The sequence below is a fragment of the Kitasatospora sp. NPDC086009 genome (assembly GCF_044540385.1).
In the GTDB taxonomy this organism is placed as follows: domain Bacteria; phylum Actinomycetota; class Actinomycetes; order Streptomycetales; family Streptomycetaceae; genus Kitasatospora.
This window is the reverse complement of sequence record NZ_JBITSA010000003.1, coordinates 387,446-402,602: the sequence shown is the minus strand read 5'-3', so window position 1 is coordinate 402,602 and position 15,157 is coordinate 387,446. Positions and strand designations below refer to the sequence as shown.

General features: G+C 75.0%; 10 protein-coding genes. 6 read left to right on the top strand and 4 right to left on the bottom strand.

Translation table 11 applies throughout. The features are described from left to right. Positions 1–6: 6 nt before the first annotated feature. The gene (gene hppD, locus ACIF6L_RS10975) at positions 7–1,221 is read right to left on the bottom strand and encodes a 4-hydroxyphenylpyruvate dioxygenase (protein ID WP_329490446.1); all 1,215 of its coding nucleotides are present in this window, start codon (positions 1,219–1,221) and stop codon (positions 7–9) included. 296 nt (positions 1,222–1,517) lie between these two features. Continuing rightward, a complete protein-coding gene (locus ACIF6L_RS10970; protein WP_396487956.1) occupies positions 1,518–2,879 on the bottom strand; it encodes a phosphoribosyltransferase family protein in 1,362 nt (453 codons plus the stop codon). Positions 2,880–3,339: 460 nt separating this feature from the next. On the opposite strand from ACIF6L_RS10970, the gene ACIF6L_RS10965 reads away from it, so the two are divergent. The 3 genes from ACIF6L_RS10965 to ACIF6L_RS10955 all read left to right on the top strand — a co-directional run bounded on the left by ACIF6L_RS10965 (position 3,340) and on the right by ACIF6L_RS10955 (position 5,620). After that, positions 3,340–4,425, top strand: a complete 1,086-nt coding sequence (locus tag ACIF6L_RS10965; protein ID WP_396487954.1) for a hypothetical protein — start codon at positions 3,340–3,342, stop codon at positions 4,423–4,425. A 164-nt stretch (positions 4,426–4,589) separates the two neighbouring features. After that, entirely contained in the window at positions 4,590–5,216 is a 627-nt protein-coding gene (locus ACIF6L_RS10960; protein WP_396487952.1) for a hypothetical protein, read from the top strand. Further along, positions 5,213–5,620 carry a hypothetical protein gene (locus ACIF6L_RS10955; RefSeq protein ID WP_396487950.1) on the top strand — a complete coding sequence of 136 codons (408 nt, stop codon included), beginning with the start codon at positions 5,213–5,215 and terminating at the stop codon, positions 5,618–5,620. The genes ACIF6L_RS10960 and ACIF6L_RS10955 overlap by 4 nt, the downstream gene beginning before the upstream one ends. A 600-nt stretch (positions 5,621–6,220) precedes the next feature. On the opposite strand, the gene ACIF6L_RS10950 is transcribed toward ACIF6L_RS10955, so the two are convergent. After that, on the bottom strand, positions 6,221–8,458 hold the full coding sequence (locus ACIF6L_RS10950) for an ATP-binding protein (protein ID WP_396487948.1): 2,238 nt from the start codon (positions 8,456–8,458) through the stop codon (positions 6,221–6,223). 374 nt (positions 8,459–8,832) lie between these two features. Between ACIF6L_RS10950 and ACIF6L_RS10945 the strand changes: the two genes are divergently transcribed. From ACIF6L_RS10945 to ACIF6L_RS10935, 3 genes are all read left to right on the top strand, one after another. Beyond that, complete coding sequence (locus tag ACIF6L_RS10945) at positions 8,833–9,465, top strand: response regulator transcription factor (protein ID WP_329492323.1); 633 nt, start codon at positions 8,833–8,835, stop codon at positions 9,463–9,465. 103 nt (positions 9,466–9,568) lie between these two features. After that, on the top strand, positions 9,569–11,815 hold the full coding sequence (locus tag ACIF6L_RS10940) for a sensor histidine kinase (RefSeq protein WP_396487946.1): 2,247 nt from the start codon (positions 9,569–9,571) through the stop codon (positions 11,813–11,815). A gap of 243 nt (positions 11,816–12,058) precedes the next feature. Beyond that, on the top strand, positions 12,059–13,366 hold the full coding sequence (locus tag ACIF6L_RS10935) for a M28 family metallopeptidase (RefSeq protein ID WP_396488188.1): 1,308 nt from the start codon (positions 12,059–12,061) through the stop codon (positions 13,364–13,366). An 87-nt stretch (positions 13,367–13,453) separates the two neighbouring features. On the opposite strand, the gene ACIF6L_RS10930 is transcribed toward ACIF6L_RS10935, so the two are convergent. Further along, complete coding sequence (locus ACIF6L_RS10930; protein WP_396487944.1) at positions 13,454–15,154, bottom strand: acyl-CoA dehydrogenase family protein; 1,701 nt, start codon at positions 15,152–15,154, stop codon at positions 13,454–13,456. Positions 15,155–15,157: the final 3 nt, after the last annotated feature.

Sequence of the window (15,157 nt, the reverse complement as noted above, 5' to 3'; positions counted from 1 at the left end):
TGCTGATCAGAGGTTGCCGCGGCGGTCCTGCTCGCGCTCCAGGGATTCGAAGAGCGCCTTGAAGTTGCCCTTCCCGAAGCCGAGCGAGCCATGCCGCTCGATGAACTCGAAGAACACGGTCGGGCGGTCGCCCTGCGGCTTGGTGAAGATCTGCAGCAGGTAGCCGTCCTCGTCGCGGTCGACCAGGATGCCGCGCTTCTTCAGCTCCTCGACCTCGACCCGGACCTTCCCGATCCGGGCGCGCAGCTCCGGGTCGTCGTAGTACGAGTCGGGGGTGGAGAGGAACTCCACGCCGTTGGCGCGCAGGATGTCGACGGTGGAGAGGATGTCGTTGGTGGCGAGCGCCAGGTGCTGGCAGCCGGGGCCGCCGTAGAACTCCAGGTACTCGTCGATCTGCGACTTCTTCTTGGCGATGGCCGGCTCGTTGAGCGGGAACTTCACCCGGTGGTTGCCGCTGGCGACGACCTTGGACATCAGCGCGGAGTACTCGGTGGCGATGTCGTCGCCGACGAACTCGGCCATGTTCACGAAGCCCATGACGCGGTTGTAGAAGCCGACCCACTCGTCCATCCGGCCGAGCTCGACGTTGCCCACCGCGTGGTCCAGGGCCTGGAAGAGCCGCTTCGGGTGGCCGGCGGTGCGGGCCACCCTGGTCTCGGCGGCCACGAAGCCCGGCAGGTAGGGGCCGTGGTAGCGGGAGCGGTCGATCAGGGTGTGCCGGGTCTCGCCGTAGGTGGCGATGGCGGCGCGGCGCACGGTGCCGTTCTCGTCGGAGACGTCGTTCGGCTCCTCCAGCACGGTGGCGCCCTGGGCGCGGGCGTGCGCGATGCACTTGTCGACGTCCGGCACCTCCAGGGCCAGGTCGACGACGCCGTCGCCGTGCCGGCGGTGGTGGTCCAGCAGCGGGCTGTCCGGGGCGACACCGCCCTTGATCACGAAGCGGCAGGAGCCGGAGCGCAGCACGAAGGCCTTGCGGTCGCGGCGGCCGGTCTCCGGGCCGGAGTAGGCGACCAGCTCCATGCCGAAGACGGACTGGTAGAAGTGGGCCGTCTGGGTGGCGTTGCCCACCACGAACACGATGGCGTCCTGCGCGGTGACAGGGAACGGGTCCGTGGCGGGGTCGTGCTCGACGAGGCCGACGAGGCGGCGGAGCTGCTCGGCGTCGAGACCGGCCTCGCGTTCCTCGGGGGTCAGCTCAAGGGCGTGGGACTGCGGGGTCATCGGTCGTTCCTCCACATTGAGGCCTCGGCATTGAGGCATCCGCTTGAGGCGGCCGCACCGCTGGGTGGGTGGTGCGGCTGAGCGGAGAGCTTGCTCCTGTCGGGGTGGTTGGGCAACAGGTCGGGATTTCACTGTTCAATGTGTACAAGCTGGTCAGGAAATGGCCGGTCCGGCTGCACAAAATGCCTGGTCGTCCGGGGTGGTTCGCGAGAGGTCTGTACGGCGGTCGATCGGGGCCGGTCGGGTGGGTCGGGGCGGTGCCGGGGGGGGGGGTCGGGTCGGGTCGGTGGGGTCGCTCAGGGGGTGGTCGGCGGGCCGGCCGGCAGGTACCGCAGGAACCAGTCGCGGGCCAGCCCGGCGACCCGGTCGAGCGTGCCCGGCTCCTCGAAGAGGTGGCCCGCGTGCGGCACCACCGCCAGTTCACTCTCGCAGCGCAGCCGCGCCCGCGCCTGCCGGTTCAGGTCGATCACCCGGCCGTCCAGGCCGCCCACCACCAGCAGGGTCGGCGCGGTGACCTCGGCCAGTCGGCCGGGACCGGTGAGGTCGGGACGCCCGCCCCGGGACACCACGGCGCGCACCCCCTCGCCCAGCGCGGCGGCCGTCGTGAGCGCGGCGGCCGCGCCGGTGCTGGCCCCGAACAGCCCGAGCGGGAGAGCCCGCTCCCGGCCCTCCGGCAGCTCCGGCAGGAGCTCGGCCACGGCGGTCAGCCGGGCCCCGAGCAGCTCGACGTCGAACACCTTCCGCCGGTCCGGCTCCTCGTCCTCGGTGAGCAGGTCGAACAGCAGGGTGGCCAGGCCGGCCCGGTTCAGGGCGGCGGCCACCCGGCGGTTGCGCGGGCTGTGCCGGCCGCTCCCGCTGCCGTGGGCGAACACCACCACGCCGGCCGCGTCCACCGGGACGGTCAGCCGGCCGGCCAGCCGGACACCCGCGACCGGCAGGACCAGCTCACGGTCCACCCCGCTGCCGGGCGCTCCGCTGCCAGCCGCCCCGGCTCCGTCCTGGGCGGGCGCGGCCCGCGCCTCGGCGAGGTGGCGCAGCACCTCATCGTCACCGGTCTGCGAGAAATCGCCGTAGAACTCGCCGATCGCGAAGAACGGCGACGGCGTGCCGACGCAGACCAGTTCGTCCGCGATCCCGGCCAGCCGGTCCGTCCAGTCCTCGGGCGCCACCGGAACGGCCAGCACCACCCGGGCCGCCCCCCGGGCCCGGACGATCACGCAGGCGGCCCGGGCCGTGGAGCCGGTGGCGATGCCGTCGTCCACCACGACCACGGTGCGGCCGCGCAGCTCCTCGGGCGGGCGCCCGCCCCGGTAGCGGCGGGCCCGCCGCTCCAGCTCCGCGCGCTCGCGCAGCTCGACGTCGGAGAGCTGCCCGGGCGTGACGCCGACCAGCCGGATCACCTCGTCGTTGAGCACCCGGACGCCGTCCTCGCCGATCGCGCCCATGCCCAGCTCGGGCTGGCGGGGCACCCCGAGCTTGCGGATCACGCAGATGTCCAGCGGGGCGCCGAGCGCGGCCGCGACCTCGGCGGCCACCGGGACCCCGCCGCGCGGGAGGGCGACGACGACGGTGCCGGGGCCGCGCAGGTGGCCGAGCAGTTCGGCCAGCCGGCGGCCCGCGTCGGTGCGGTCGGTGAAGTGGGTCCGGGTGCGGTGCATGACGCGGCCTCCGGTTCCACCGTACGTCGGCGGGCGGCGCCGGGGGCTGGCCGTTCCCGCCGCCGGCGGCCGGTGGGTGCCTCGCGCCGCACGCCGTCGCCCCGGCGGCCGGCATCCCCGGGGGGACCGGCACGAAGTACGGGACGTTCGGCAGGGATCCGGTGCACGACCCGCTCCCCTACCTGCGGGCCGCGAGCTGGGAGCGGTCATAGCGCCCGCGCGCCCTGACCTGCCCTTCCCTGACCTGCCCTTCCCGGTCCCGCCCCTTCGCGGTCCTGCCCGCGCCCGGCCTGTCCCGGTCCTGCCCCGGCCCGTCCCGGTGCCGCCCCGGCCTGTCCCGTGTGCCGACCGGGCCGGGACGGGCAGGGCGGCTCAGGCGCCCGGGGCGTCGGGCGGGCCATCGTCGAGATCGGAGAACCCGGGAGGCCGGAGCAGTCGCAGGAGCGGGAGGTGGATCGCGATGGGCGGCACCACCGTATTCGACCGTCGGATCCAGGCCGGACCGGCCGGCATCCCGCTGGCGGTGCGCCGGGGCGACGGTTCCTGGGCCGAACTCGCCGAGCGGACGGCCGCGTTCGGGGTCGATCGGTTCCTGCTCGTGACCGACGGCGCGGCACCCGCCGACCACCTCGCCAGGGTCCGCGCCATGGCCGCCGCGCAGGCGCCGTGCACCGTCATCGACCTGCGGTCCGCGCCGCTGCCGGACCGGCCTGCCCCGGACGAGGGCACCGGTGGCCGCACCGTCGTGATCGCCCTCGGCGGTGAGCGGGCCTGCGCCGTCGCGGCCGACCTGCGGCTGCCGACCACCCTGGCGGCGGCCGTCGGGCCCGCGCTCGCGCTGCGGTGCCCGCCCCCCGAGGCCCGTGAGCTGCCCGACCGGACGGCGCCCGCGCTGGTCTGGGTCCGCGGCGATGTGCTGGCCGACCGACCCGCCGCCGAGACCAGGACGGGCATGATCGGCGTGATCCGGCACGTGCTCGCCGTCTGCCCGGCGCAGTACGAGGCGCTCGCCAAGGCCCTCGACCCCGAGGCGCGCTATTCCGAGCGCACCGTCGCCGGCTTCCTCGCCGTCTGCGCGGACGCCCGGGCCGCCCTGGTCTGCTTCGACCCGTTCGAGACCGGCCCGGCCCTCGCCCTGGGCTACGGGCGGCGCCTCGGCACACTGGTTCGCCGCCTGGCCGGCCGCCCCTTCGCGCCCGGCGAGGCCGAGGCCCTGGGACTCCTGCTCGCCGCCCGCCTCGCGGTCCGGCTCGGCCTGCTGGACGCGGCCGGAGCCTGGGCCCACCGCGAACTGGTCGCCCGCAACGGCTCGGTGACCGGCCTGCCCGGCGGTACGGACGTGGCGGCCCTCGCCGACGCGCTCGGCGCGGCCCTCGCTCCCGGACCCGGTCTGCTGCTGCTCGCCGGTCTCGGGCGGCCGTCCTGCGTGGCCGGCCGGCTGCTCACGCCGGTGGGAGCCGCGCCGGTGCGGGCGGCGGTGGAGGGGCTGGGTCCGGTCGGGGTGCCGTCGGGTCGGGTCGCGGAGCTCCTGCCGGTGACCGGCTGAGCGCGGGGTCCCGGTGCGCGGCACCTCCGGACCGGGCGGGGCCCGGGCAGCGGGCGGGAGCAGGACGGGACACGGTCACCGTGCGACCGGGACGACGGGCGGCACACCGTGGAACGGCAGGGCGGACCGGACCGGGCCGCCGCCGACCAGAAGGAGTCACCGCCATGACGGGCACCGTCATCACCGACCTCCGCCGACGCGGCGCCGTCGACCCCAGCCGCGTGCTGACCGGGCCGCTGCGCGCGGTCGGACTGCGGTGGCTCGACCCGGGCCGCACGACCGAGGTCATCGCCGAGGGCGTCGAGCACGCCCTCTACGTCACCGCCGGTTCGGGGACGGCCACCGGCCCGGACGACGACGCCGAGGAGGCGCCCGACGCCGGGTTCCCGCTGGTCGAGGGCACCGCGCTGACCCTGCCGCTGGGCGGGCGGACGGTGCTCACCGCCGGCACGGCGGGGCTGGAGTTCTTCCAGGCCGTCCTGGCCGTCGCCGGCCGTCCGACCGGGTCCGAGGCCCCCGGGCCGTCCGGGGGACGGCGGCGCGCCGACGGCCACGCCGGGGCCCGCCCCGCAGGTGACGGCCCGGGAACAGCCCGTCCGGACCGGCCCCCGCGCCCCCGGCGGTCCGCCGATCCGGAGCACCCCGGGCAGCCACAACACCCCGAGCACTCCAAGCATCCCGAGCACCCCGAACATCCCGAGTACCCCGAACATCCCGAGCACCCCGAACATCCCGAGCACCCCGAACATCCCGAGCACCCCGAACATCCGAAGGGAGGCGAGTCACGGTGATCGTCACCACCGCCGCAGGCTCCGCCGCCGTCATCCTGGGTCCGAACGGCGAACGGATTCGCCTCCGCTGCCTGGCCCGCCGCTCCATGCTCGCCAGTGCCTGCGAGTCCTTCGACCACCTGCGGCTGAGCCCCGGCGCCCGCCACACGCTGCCGGGGCAGGCCGGGACCGAGGTCGCCCTCCATGTGCTGCGCGGCTCCCTCCTCGTGGGGCAGACGCCCGGCGAACCGAACCACCTGGCGGTCGACGGCGACCTCCTGCTGGCCCGTCGGGGCACCCCGCTCCAACTGGAGGCCGGACCGCTGGGTGCCGAACTGCTCTGCCTCACCCTGGCCGCGGCCCCCCGCGCCACTGCCCGCCCGGCCCCGGCCCGGCGGCGCACCGAGTGGCGTACCCGCCCCTGACCCGCCCCGAGCCCGCCGGCCCTCCCGGCCCGGGTGCTCCGCTCCGGAGCGCCCGGGCCGGAGGGCTGTCCCGGCCCCACGCCCGCAGGTGCACCCCGGCGTGCCCCGACCCGCGCCGGGGCCGCCCCATGTGCGCGGGGCCGTACGGCGTCCGGTCCTGCGCGGGCCGCCGCCCCGTTCGCCGCCCTGTCCGCCGTCCCGTCCGAAGTCCCGTCCGAAGTCCCGGAGTGGGACCGGAACGGGACGGCGGGCCCATGCGCCCGGGGCGGCGGCCCGCGCAGGGTGGAGGAAGAACGGCCGACCGGCCCGAACCGGTCGGAAGTCGAAGGATCTGGAGCATTTCCCATGGCAACGAACACGGCAACGAAGACGTTCTGCGTCGCGTCCGTACTCGTCGGCCTGGCCGCGGCAGCCGTCGTGTGTCGGAACGTCGTCGACGGCGCGGCAACCACCCCCGGCCCGGCGCCCAAGCGCGGTGGGACCACGAACAGGTGCAAGCCCGGGGAGAAGGACTGCAAGGGCTGAGGCGCTGTCCGTCCCCGTCCCCCTGAACCCGTCGCCGCCCCCGGTGCAGCCCGCACCGGGGGCGGCGGCCGTTCCTCATGCCGTGCCCGCGCCGCCCTTGGACGGGAAGCGGGGGAGCACGGCCCGCACCCGGGTCCCGTGTTCCCGGGGCAGCGGTGCGACCGTGCAGCTGCCGCCGATCTCGGCGGCCCGGTCGGCCATCGACCGGACTCCGACCCCGCTCCCCTCGCCGCCCGCGGGCTCGGGCACGGCGTCGCCGTCCGCCTCCCGCCGGTAGCCGACCCCGTCGTCCTGCACGGTCAGCGTCAGCGTCTCGTCGTCCACCCGGACCACCACCTCGGCGCGTTCGGCGCGGGCGTGCCGCAGGACGTTGTTCAGCGCCTCGGCGGTGATCCGGTAGACGGCCACCTCGACGGCGGCCGGCAGGGGCGGCAGGGGGTCGGGGGTCACGGTGGCGTCGACGGCGAGTCCGGCGCCGCTGAAGGTGAGCGCGAGGTGCTGGACGGCCCGGGCCAGCCCGAACTCGCCCAGCGGGGCGGGCCCGAGGCGGTCGGTGATCCGCCGGACCTCCTTGATCGCCAGCGCGAGGTCGCCCGAGATCCCGGTCAGCGTCCGTGCCATCTCCCCGCCGGCGTCCCCGGCCCGAGCCTCCTCCCCGGCGGCCCCGGAGACGCTGGTGGCCGCGGCGACCCCGGCCGCCGCCGAGGCGACGTTGTCCACCCGCAGCCGGAGCCCGGCCAGCACGGGGCCGAGCCCGTCGTGGATGTCCCGGCGCAGCCAGCGCCGCTCCTCCTCCCGCGCCGCGACGATCTGCGCCCGGCTCGCCTGGAGGTCCTCCTGCAACCGCAGCGAGGCGACGGCGGGCGAGACCTGGTCGGCGAGCGAGCGCAGGATGTCGATGTCGCCGGCCTCCAGCCGCTCCTCGCCCTCGCGCAGCCCGACCGTCAACTCCCCGATCGTCGTGCCGTGGTGGACCAGGGCGAAGGCCTGGTCCGGTCCGTCCGTCCGGCCCACGGCGGCCAGCGGGCGGCGGCCGGCCCGGGTGGTGACGCTCAGCGCGACCCCGGGCAGCCGCAGCTCCTCCGCGACGGTGCCGCACAGGACGGCCGGCAGCCGCTCGGGGTCCACCACCTGCCGGACCCGTCCGGCCAGGGTGCGCAGGACCTGGTAGGGCTGGGCGCGGTCGCCGTAGTAGAGCCGGTCGATCACCCCGACCGCCCACCGGGCGGCCCGGGGCAGGGCGGCGCCGAGCCCGAACACCAGGGCGATCAGCGTCAGCCCGGCCGCACCCCGGCCCGGGACCAGCCAGCCGGAGAGCACGGCGGCCACCACCACGAACAGCGTGGTCAGCCCGGTGGCCAGGAGCAGTCCGGTCAGTACCGACCGGGCCGCCCGGTCGAGCCGCCAGCCGCCGTCGCGGATCACCAGGTGGGCGACGGCGACCGCCCAGACCGCGCCGGCGGCGGTGAACAGCCCGTAGCTGAGCCAGTAGTCGTTCTGGAAGCTGCGGTTGTAGTAGTCCTCCAGTCCGGCCCAGAGCAGGTAGGCGCCCAGCATGCCCGCCACGTGCGCCCGGTGGGCCGGGTGCTGCGGCCGGGGCGCGCCGTCGCGGCCGCGCTCCGGACGGGGGGAGGGGCGGAGCAGCCGGACCAGCAGGACGGCGGCGGCGAAGCCGACGAACAGGAAGTTCGCCGGTTCGTAGAGGCTGTCCAGGTGGTCGGCGATCGAGCCGAAGAACCGGGCGGGCGCGCCGTCGGCGAGCGGGTTCGGCCGGCCGTACGAGGTCGCGTGGCCCAGGAACGACAGGCCGTCCGGGATCTCCCAGAGCGCGACGGCACCGATGTAGAGCCACCACCGGCGGTCGGTGAGCCGTCCGTACGGGAGCCAGAGCGGCAGGACGTAGAACAGGGTCTGGCTGATCGTGTCGCAGACCGACCGCAGCACCGCCATCGCCCCCGCGAGGCGCGGATCGGAGAGTTCCACCCAGACGGGTGCCCCGGCGGCGCTGGGCAGCATCGAGGTCAGGGCGTAGACCAGCATCACCCAGCCGAGCGGGCTGCCCGGGCGGTGGGCGTGCAGCAGCATCCCGGCACCGGCGGTGGGCAGTGCGTAGAGCAGGATGGCGAGTTGGTCCCGGGGGCGGTCGACCCCGGGCGTACCGAGGTGGACGAGCACGTAGCAGGTCCAGAGGGTGGCGACGGCCAGGCAGAGGGCCGTGCAGGCCGCTGCGGCGGCGAGCTGCCGTTGGGCGGGCGTCCGGCGGGCGGAGGGCCCGGTGGCAGTCCGCGGCCGGGTCGGGATCACCGTGATCATGGCACCGCCTCGCAACGGGCTCGGGAGAGGTCCGGCGGCAGCCGCGCACCGGGCACCATTTCAGTCTCGACCGCCCGCCGTCCCGGGCGCATGGGGCAGCGGTCTCGTCCTCGGCACGGTGGTCCGTCGCCGCACGGCGATCCGCGCATGTCACAGAAAGTCACTCCCGTATCGCTGGTAGTGTCGGCCAGGTGGACCAACAGCACCCCGTCGAACCGCCCGCCCCGCAGCCGGACGATCGGCCCCGGGCCGCGCCGCCGGACGCGGGCGACGGCTCCGGCGCACCGGGAGCGCCGTCCGGCCCGGGCGGCGGGCAGGTCCCGGAGGCCCCCGGGCCTTCGGGCGAGGAGCGGGAGGACTCCTCCGTCCGGGTCCTGATCGTCGACGACCACCCGCTGTTCCGGGAGGGCCTCAGGGCGGCGCTGGAGAGCGCCGAGGGGATCGCCGTGGTGGCCGAGGCGGAGCGGGTCGGCGAGGTCGCGGCCGCCGTCGCCCGCAGCCGCCCGGACGTGGTCGTGATGGACCTCTCGCTGCCGGACGGCTCCGGGCTGGAGGCCGCGCGCCGGCTCGCCGAGCGGCAGCCGTCCCCGCCGGTGCTGATGCTGACCATGTCGGACGACGACGGCAGCCTGCTCGCCGCGCTCCAGGCGGGCGCGCGCGGCTACCTGGTCAAGGGCGCCGGCCGGGAGGAGGTGCTGCACGCGGTGCGGACGGTCGCCGCGGGCGGGGCGGTGTTCGGCGCGGACGTGGCCGGGCGGATCACGGCGCTGCTGGCGGGCGCCCGGCTGCGCGAGGCCGGGCAGTTGTTCCCCGCGCTCACCGCGCGCGAGGCGGAGGTGCTCGACCTGGTGGCGCGCGGGCTGGACAACCGGCGGATCGCCCGGGAGCTGGTGGTGGCGGAGAAGACGGTCCGCAACCACGTGACGCACATCTTCGAGAAGCTGCACGTCGCCACCCGGGCCGAGGCGGTGGCCCGGGCACGCGACATGGGACTCGGCGACGGCTGAGGCGGCCGGCACCGGGGCGGGCGCGGGGGCGGGGCACGGAGCGGACCGCCGCCCCGCGCGCCCGGGACGCCAGGAAGCCGAGGATGCGGGGGAGGAGGCCCACATGAGCGAACCGGTTCCGGCCACCGGCGCCCGGCAGGCCGGTCCGACCCGGGCGTACTGGGTCTGCGCCGCGACGCTGCTCTCCGGCCTCGGCTGGGTGCTGCTGGCCCTCGTCCACCAGGACGCCCCGTGGACCGACGCGTTCCTGCTCCACGACGGCCAGACGGTGCTGCTCGGCTTCGGCTTCGCGCTCTCCGGGGTGCTCGTCCTGGCTCACCGGGCAGGACCGGACGCCTCCCCGCCGGGCGCCGTCGGCGGTCCCGGCCCCACCGACCCTGGCCCCACCGACCCCGGCCGGGCCGCCCCGGCCGCCGCCGCTCCCCCCGGACTCGGCCTCGGAGCGGTCCTGCTGGCCGCCGGTTTCGGCGGCTGCCTCTCCCGCTTCGTCCTGTTCGCGGCCAGGGCGGCCGGGGCTGGCCCGGTGGCGGAGGCCGTCGGGGCGGCCCTGCTGCTCGCCTCCGTCACCCTGTTCGTCTTCCTGGCCATCGCTCTGCCGCTCTGGCTCCCGGAGGGGCGGCTGCCCGGCGGCCCCGCGGGCCGGGCCTTCGTGGTCGTGGTGGCGCTCTGGAGCGCCTGCCACGCCTGCGTGGTCCGGCTCGGGGCGCCGCTGCCCTACTTCGGCGACGTCCTGGTGCCGCAGGGCGAGGGGCTGCCGCTGGACGAATGGCGGGTCACGCCGGTCTCCTGGGCGCTCGTCGCGGTCAGCCTGACGGTGGCCGCGGTGCGCTGGCGCCGCTCGGACCGGCCGCACCGGGCGGTCGCGGCGGTGCTCGTCCCCTACCTGATCTGGCTGGTCACCACCAACATCGCGCTCAGGCTGGGGAACTCCGAGAGCATCGCGGCGGTCGCCTACTTCACCGGCTCGGCGCTGTGGATGCTCGGCGCGGTCGGGTACGGCTTCACCCGGGACCGTTCGCGCTACCTGGACCGGGCGACCCGGCGGATGCTCAGCGTCCTCGCCCTGACCGCCGTGCTGATCTCCGGCTACCTCGGCATCGCGCTGCTGCTGCGCCGCGCGCTGCCGCAGGCCAGTACCGCCGGCGCCCAGCTCCTCGCGGCCGGGGCGCTCGCCATCGGGGGGTTGATCGGCCCGACCACCCGCTGGGTGGTCCGCGCCGTCGACCGCTTCTACTACGGCGAGCGGGCCCGCCCGTACCAGGTGGTGCGCGCGCTCGCCGAGCGGCTCAGCCGGGCCGTCAGCCCCGCCGACGCGCCGCCGCTGCTCTGCGAGACCGTGGTCGGCGCCCTCGGCCTGCCCGGGGCCCGGGTGGTCCTGCACACCAGCAGCGGTCCGCACGAACTCGCCTCGGTGGGCACCGTCGGTCCCGACAGCCAGGTGTTCCCGCTCAGTTACGAGGGCATGGTGATCGGCGACCTCTGCGCGCCGCCGCGCGCCGGGCAGCCCGTGCTGGACGCCCAGGACCACGAGGTGCTGCGGTTCCTCGCCGACCAGGCCGCGCCCGCCATCGCCTCGCTGCGGATGTACGAGGAGGTCCAGTCCGGCCGGCGGCAGATCGTGCTGGCCCGGGAGGAGGAGCGGCGCCGGCTGCGGCACGACCTGCACGACGGGCTCGGGCCGACCCTGTCCGGACTGCGGCTCGGCATCGACACCGCGCGGGCCGCCGTCCCCGAGGACTCCCCGGCCGCCCGCTCGCTGCGCGCGGTGTCGGCCGGGATCGGCCAGGCGATCGTCGAACTGCGCCGGATCACCGAGGGGTTGGCGCCAGCCGCGCTGGCCGGCCAGGGCCTGGCGGAGGCGCTGCGGCGACTGGTCGCCGGACTGGACGGGGAGCGGGTCCGGCTCAGCCTGGAGCTCGACCCGGACCCGCCGCCGGTGCTGCCGGCCGCCGTCGAGGTGGCGGTGCTGCGGATCGGCGGCGAGGCGCTGAACAACGTGCTGCGCCACGCGGGCGCCACCGAGGCCCGGTTGACGCTGCGGGTCCGCCCGCACGAGGTGGTGGTCGAGGCCCGGGACGACGGCGGGGGCTTCCCGGCAGCCCCCGCGGACGGCGGCGAACCCGCCGCCGCCGAGCAGGACGGCGCCGGCCGCCGCGGTGCCCACCGGGCCGGATCCGGGCTCGGGCTGCGCTCGATGGCCGAGCGCGCCGAGGAGTTGGGCGGCGCCTTCACGGCCGTGAACCACCCCGGCGGCGCCCTCGTCCGGGCGGTGCTGCCCCGGATGCCGGTCGTGTCCGAAACGACGGCCCCGACCACGGACGGAGCCGACCGCCCGCGGCGGGCCCCTTGACGGAAGCCGGGGTTGGCCCAATCATCATGGTCGCGTCAACTTCGCGGCTGTGCCCCCGCTGTCACCGCTCCCCGACCGGGCTGTCCCGGCCGGTAGCCCTGTTCCCGGCCGGACCCCAACCCGGCCGCCCCTACGACCCGATGGCCCTCCGCGAGGCTGTGCGCTTCCGTTCTGCCCCATCAGAATCTGGAGCCTCCATTGACCGAGCGCGCCTCGCGGCGATCCCGCCTGCGCCGATCCGCCCTGTCGACCGGGGCGGTCGTCACACTCGCCGCCGCCCTGTTCGCCCCCGCCGCCGTCGCGGCCCCCGCCGCCCCGGTGGCACCCGAGGCCCCCCGGGCCGTCGCCGCCGCCCCCGACATCCCGGTCGCCAACGTCAAGGCGCACCTGGCCCAGCTGCAGTCGATAGCCACCGCCAACGGCGGCAACCGTGCCCACGGCCGTACCGGCTACAAGGCGTCGATCGACTACGTGAAGGGCAAGTTGGACGCGGCGGGCTTCACCACCGCGCTGAAGACCTTCACCTACAACGGCTCGACCGGCTACAACCTCATCGCCGACTGGCCGGGCGGCGACACCTCGCACGTCGTGATGGCCGGCGCCCACCTGGACTCCGTCACCGGCGGTCCGGGCATCAACGACAACGGCTCCGGCTCGGCCGGCATCCTGGAGACCGCGCTGGCCGTCTCGCGGGCCGGCCTCCAGCCCACCAAGCACCTGCGGTTCGGCTGGTGGGGCGCCGAGGAGTACGGCATGGTCGGCTCCAAGAACTACGTCAACAGCCTTCCCGCCGCCGAGCGTTCGAAGATCGACACGTATCTGAACTTCGACATGATCGGCTCGCCGAACCCGGGCTACTTCACCTACCGCTACGACTCCGCGCTGGACGCGCTGTTCCGCGACTACTTCGCGGGCATCGGGATCAGCACCGAGCAGGACTTCGAGGGCGACGGCCGCTCCGACCACGCCCCGTTCCAGGACGCGGGCATCCGGGTCGGCGGCCTGTTCAGCGGCGCCGACTACACCAAGACCGCCGCCCAGGCGGCCAAGTGGGGCGGGACGGCCGGCCAGGCCTTCGACCGCTGCTACCACTCCTCCTGCGACACCAGCGCCAACATCAACGACACCGCGCTGGACCGGATGACCGACGCCATCGCGTACGCCGTCTGGACGCTCTCGGCCGGTACCACCACGCCGCCCACCGGCACCGTCTTCGAGACCACCACCGACGTCCAGATCCCGGACTACGGCGCCGCGGTGACCTCCGACCTCGCGGTCACCGGCCGGACCGGCAACGCGCCCGCCGCCCTCCAGGTCGCGGTGGACATCAAGCACACCTACCGCGGTGACCTGGTGGTCGACCTGGTCGCGCCGAACGGCACGACGTTCCGGCTGAAGAACTCCAGCGGCAACGACTCCGCGGCCAACGTCCAGGCCACCTACACCGTCGACGCCTCCGCGGTGCCGGCCAACGGCACCTGGAAGCTCAAGGTGCAGGACATCGCGCGCCAGGACACCGGCTACGTCGACAGCTGGAAGCTCACCTTCTGACGAAGGCGCGCGAGGACGTAGGCGTGTGAGGACGAAGGCGCGCGAAAGGGGGTGCCGGCCGCGGCCGGCACCCCCGTCCAGCGCAGGTTACGGCTGCATCTCGTACGCGCCGGACAGCGCCTCGACCATGGACCACACCTTGGCGGCCCGCTCGCCGTCCGCGACCGGGCGGCGGACGTTGGCCAGCGTCCACGCCGCCTGCGCCTCGGTGGTCGAGGCCTTCCCGTGCAGCTCGGTGGCGTGCTTCGAGAAGTCCCGCACCAGCGCGTCGAAGACCTGGTCCAGCAGGTCCGCGTCCAGCCCGGTCAGCTCGGCCTGCTCCAGCACCAGCTGGCCGTAGACGATCAGCGCGAAGAGCTGGCCGATCTCCAGCAGGAAGTCCAGGTCGGCCTGCTGCGCCTCGCTCGGCGCGTCGGTCAGCAGCAGGTCGCAGAACCCGTCGGCCTGCTCGCGGAAGCGGGCCACGTTCGGCAGGTGCGCGAAGGCGTCGTAGGCCTTGCGCCAGTCGTGGAAGCGGATCGCGCCGAGGCCGCGGGCCGGGCCCTGGCGGAACAGGAACTCGTCGTCGGCCGCGTCCAGTCGGGTGGGCACCGGCGCGTAGTCGGCCGGGTTGAAGAGGTAGTTGCCCATGAACTTGAGGATCAGCGCCAGGTTGACGTGGACGGTGCCCTCCAGCTTCGGCAGACCGCGGATGTCCTTCGCGGCCTTGTCGAAGTAGGTGTCCGCCTCGAAGCCCTTGGCCGCGATGACGTCCCACATCAGGTCGATGACCTTCTCGCCCTCGGTGGTGACCTTCATCTTGGTCATCGGGTTGAAGAGCAGGTAGCGGCGGTCCTCGGGCGAGGCGGTGCGGAAGTAGTCCACCGCACGGTCGGAGAACAGCTTCATCGCCACCAGTCGGGCGTACGCGTCGGTCAGCTCGCGTCGCACGTGCGGGAAGTCGGTGACCTTCTTCCCGTACAGCACCCGGTTCTGGGCGTGCGTGACGGCCTCGTACATCGCGTGCTCGCAGATGCCGACCGAGGCCGTGCAGAGGTTGAACTTGCCGACGTTGACGGTGTTCAGCGCGGCGTCGAAGGCGGCCTTGCCGGTGTGCAGCACGTCCTCGGCGCGCACCGGGTAGTCCTCCAGCCGGAACTCGCTGACGTACATCTGGGCGTTCACGACGTTCTTGACCAGGTGGTACGCCTCGTGGCGGCTGTCGGCGGCGAAGAAGACGTAGCCCTCCGGGCCGTCGACGTCCGAGCGGCGGCCGAAGACCGAGACCAGGCCGGCGACGTTGCCGTTGCCGATGTAGTACTTGGACCCGGTGGCGGTGAAGCCGCCCGCGCCGTCCGGGGTGAGGATCATGTCGGTGGAGTAGATGTCGGCGCCGTGGCTGCGCTCGGAGAGCCCGAACGCCATCACGTGACCCTCCGCCAGGAGCTGGGCGGCGCGGGCCCGGACGGCCTCGTTCCCGCTCTGCCAGACCGGCCCCAGGCCGAGCACGGTGACCTGCCAGGTGTACCAGTAGCCCAGCCCGTAGAAGCCGAGGATCTCGTTCAGCTCGGCGATCCGGGCGGTGTCCCAGCGCTTCTCCGGGTCGGCCGAGGAGGGCGTCAGGAACTCCGCGAACAGGCCCTCCTTCGCCGCGAATTCGAGGAAGTCGGCGTACCAGCTGCGGTCGATGTAGGTGTCGATCAGCGCCTTCTTGCCGCGGGACTCGAACCAGTCCACGGTCGCGCGCAGCAGTCGGCGGGTCGGCTCGTCGAACTGCGCGGGGTCGTACGTACGCGGGTTGAAGAGCATCAC

What these genes read in the sequence shown, in the direction of transcription:
- hppD (WP_329490446.1), bottom strand. Translation starts at nt 1,221, where the DNA reads ATGACCCCGCAGTCCCACGCCCTTGAGCTGACCCCCGAGGAACGCGAG.
- ACIF6L_RS10970 (WP_396487956.1), bottom strand. Translation starts at nt 2,879, where the DNA reads ATGCACCGCACCCGGACCCACTTCACCGACCGCACCGACGCGGGCCGC.
- ACIF6L_RS10965 (WP_396487954.1), top strand. Translation starts at nt 3,340, where the DNA reads ATGGGCGGCACCACCGTATTCGACCGTCGGATCCAGGCCGGACCGGCC.
- ACIF6L_RS10960 (WP_396487952.1), top strand. Translation starts at nt 4,590, where the DNA reads ATGACGGGCACCGTCATCACCGACCTCCGCCGACGCGGCGCCGTCGAC.
- ACIF6L_RS10950 (WP_396487948.1), bottom strand. Translation starts at nt 8,458, where the DNA reads ATGATCACGGTGATCCCGACCCGGCCGCGGACTGCCACCGGGCCCTCC.
- ACIF6L_RS10940 (WP_396487946.1), top strand. Translation starts at nt 9,569, where the DNA reads ATGAGCGAACCGGTTCCGGCCACCGGCGCCCGGCAGGCCGGTCCGACC.
- ACIF6L_RS10930 (WP_396487944.1), bottom strand. Translation starts at nt 15,154, where the DNA reads ATGCTCTTCAACCCGCGTACGTACGACCCCGCGCAGTTCGACGAGCCG.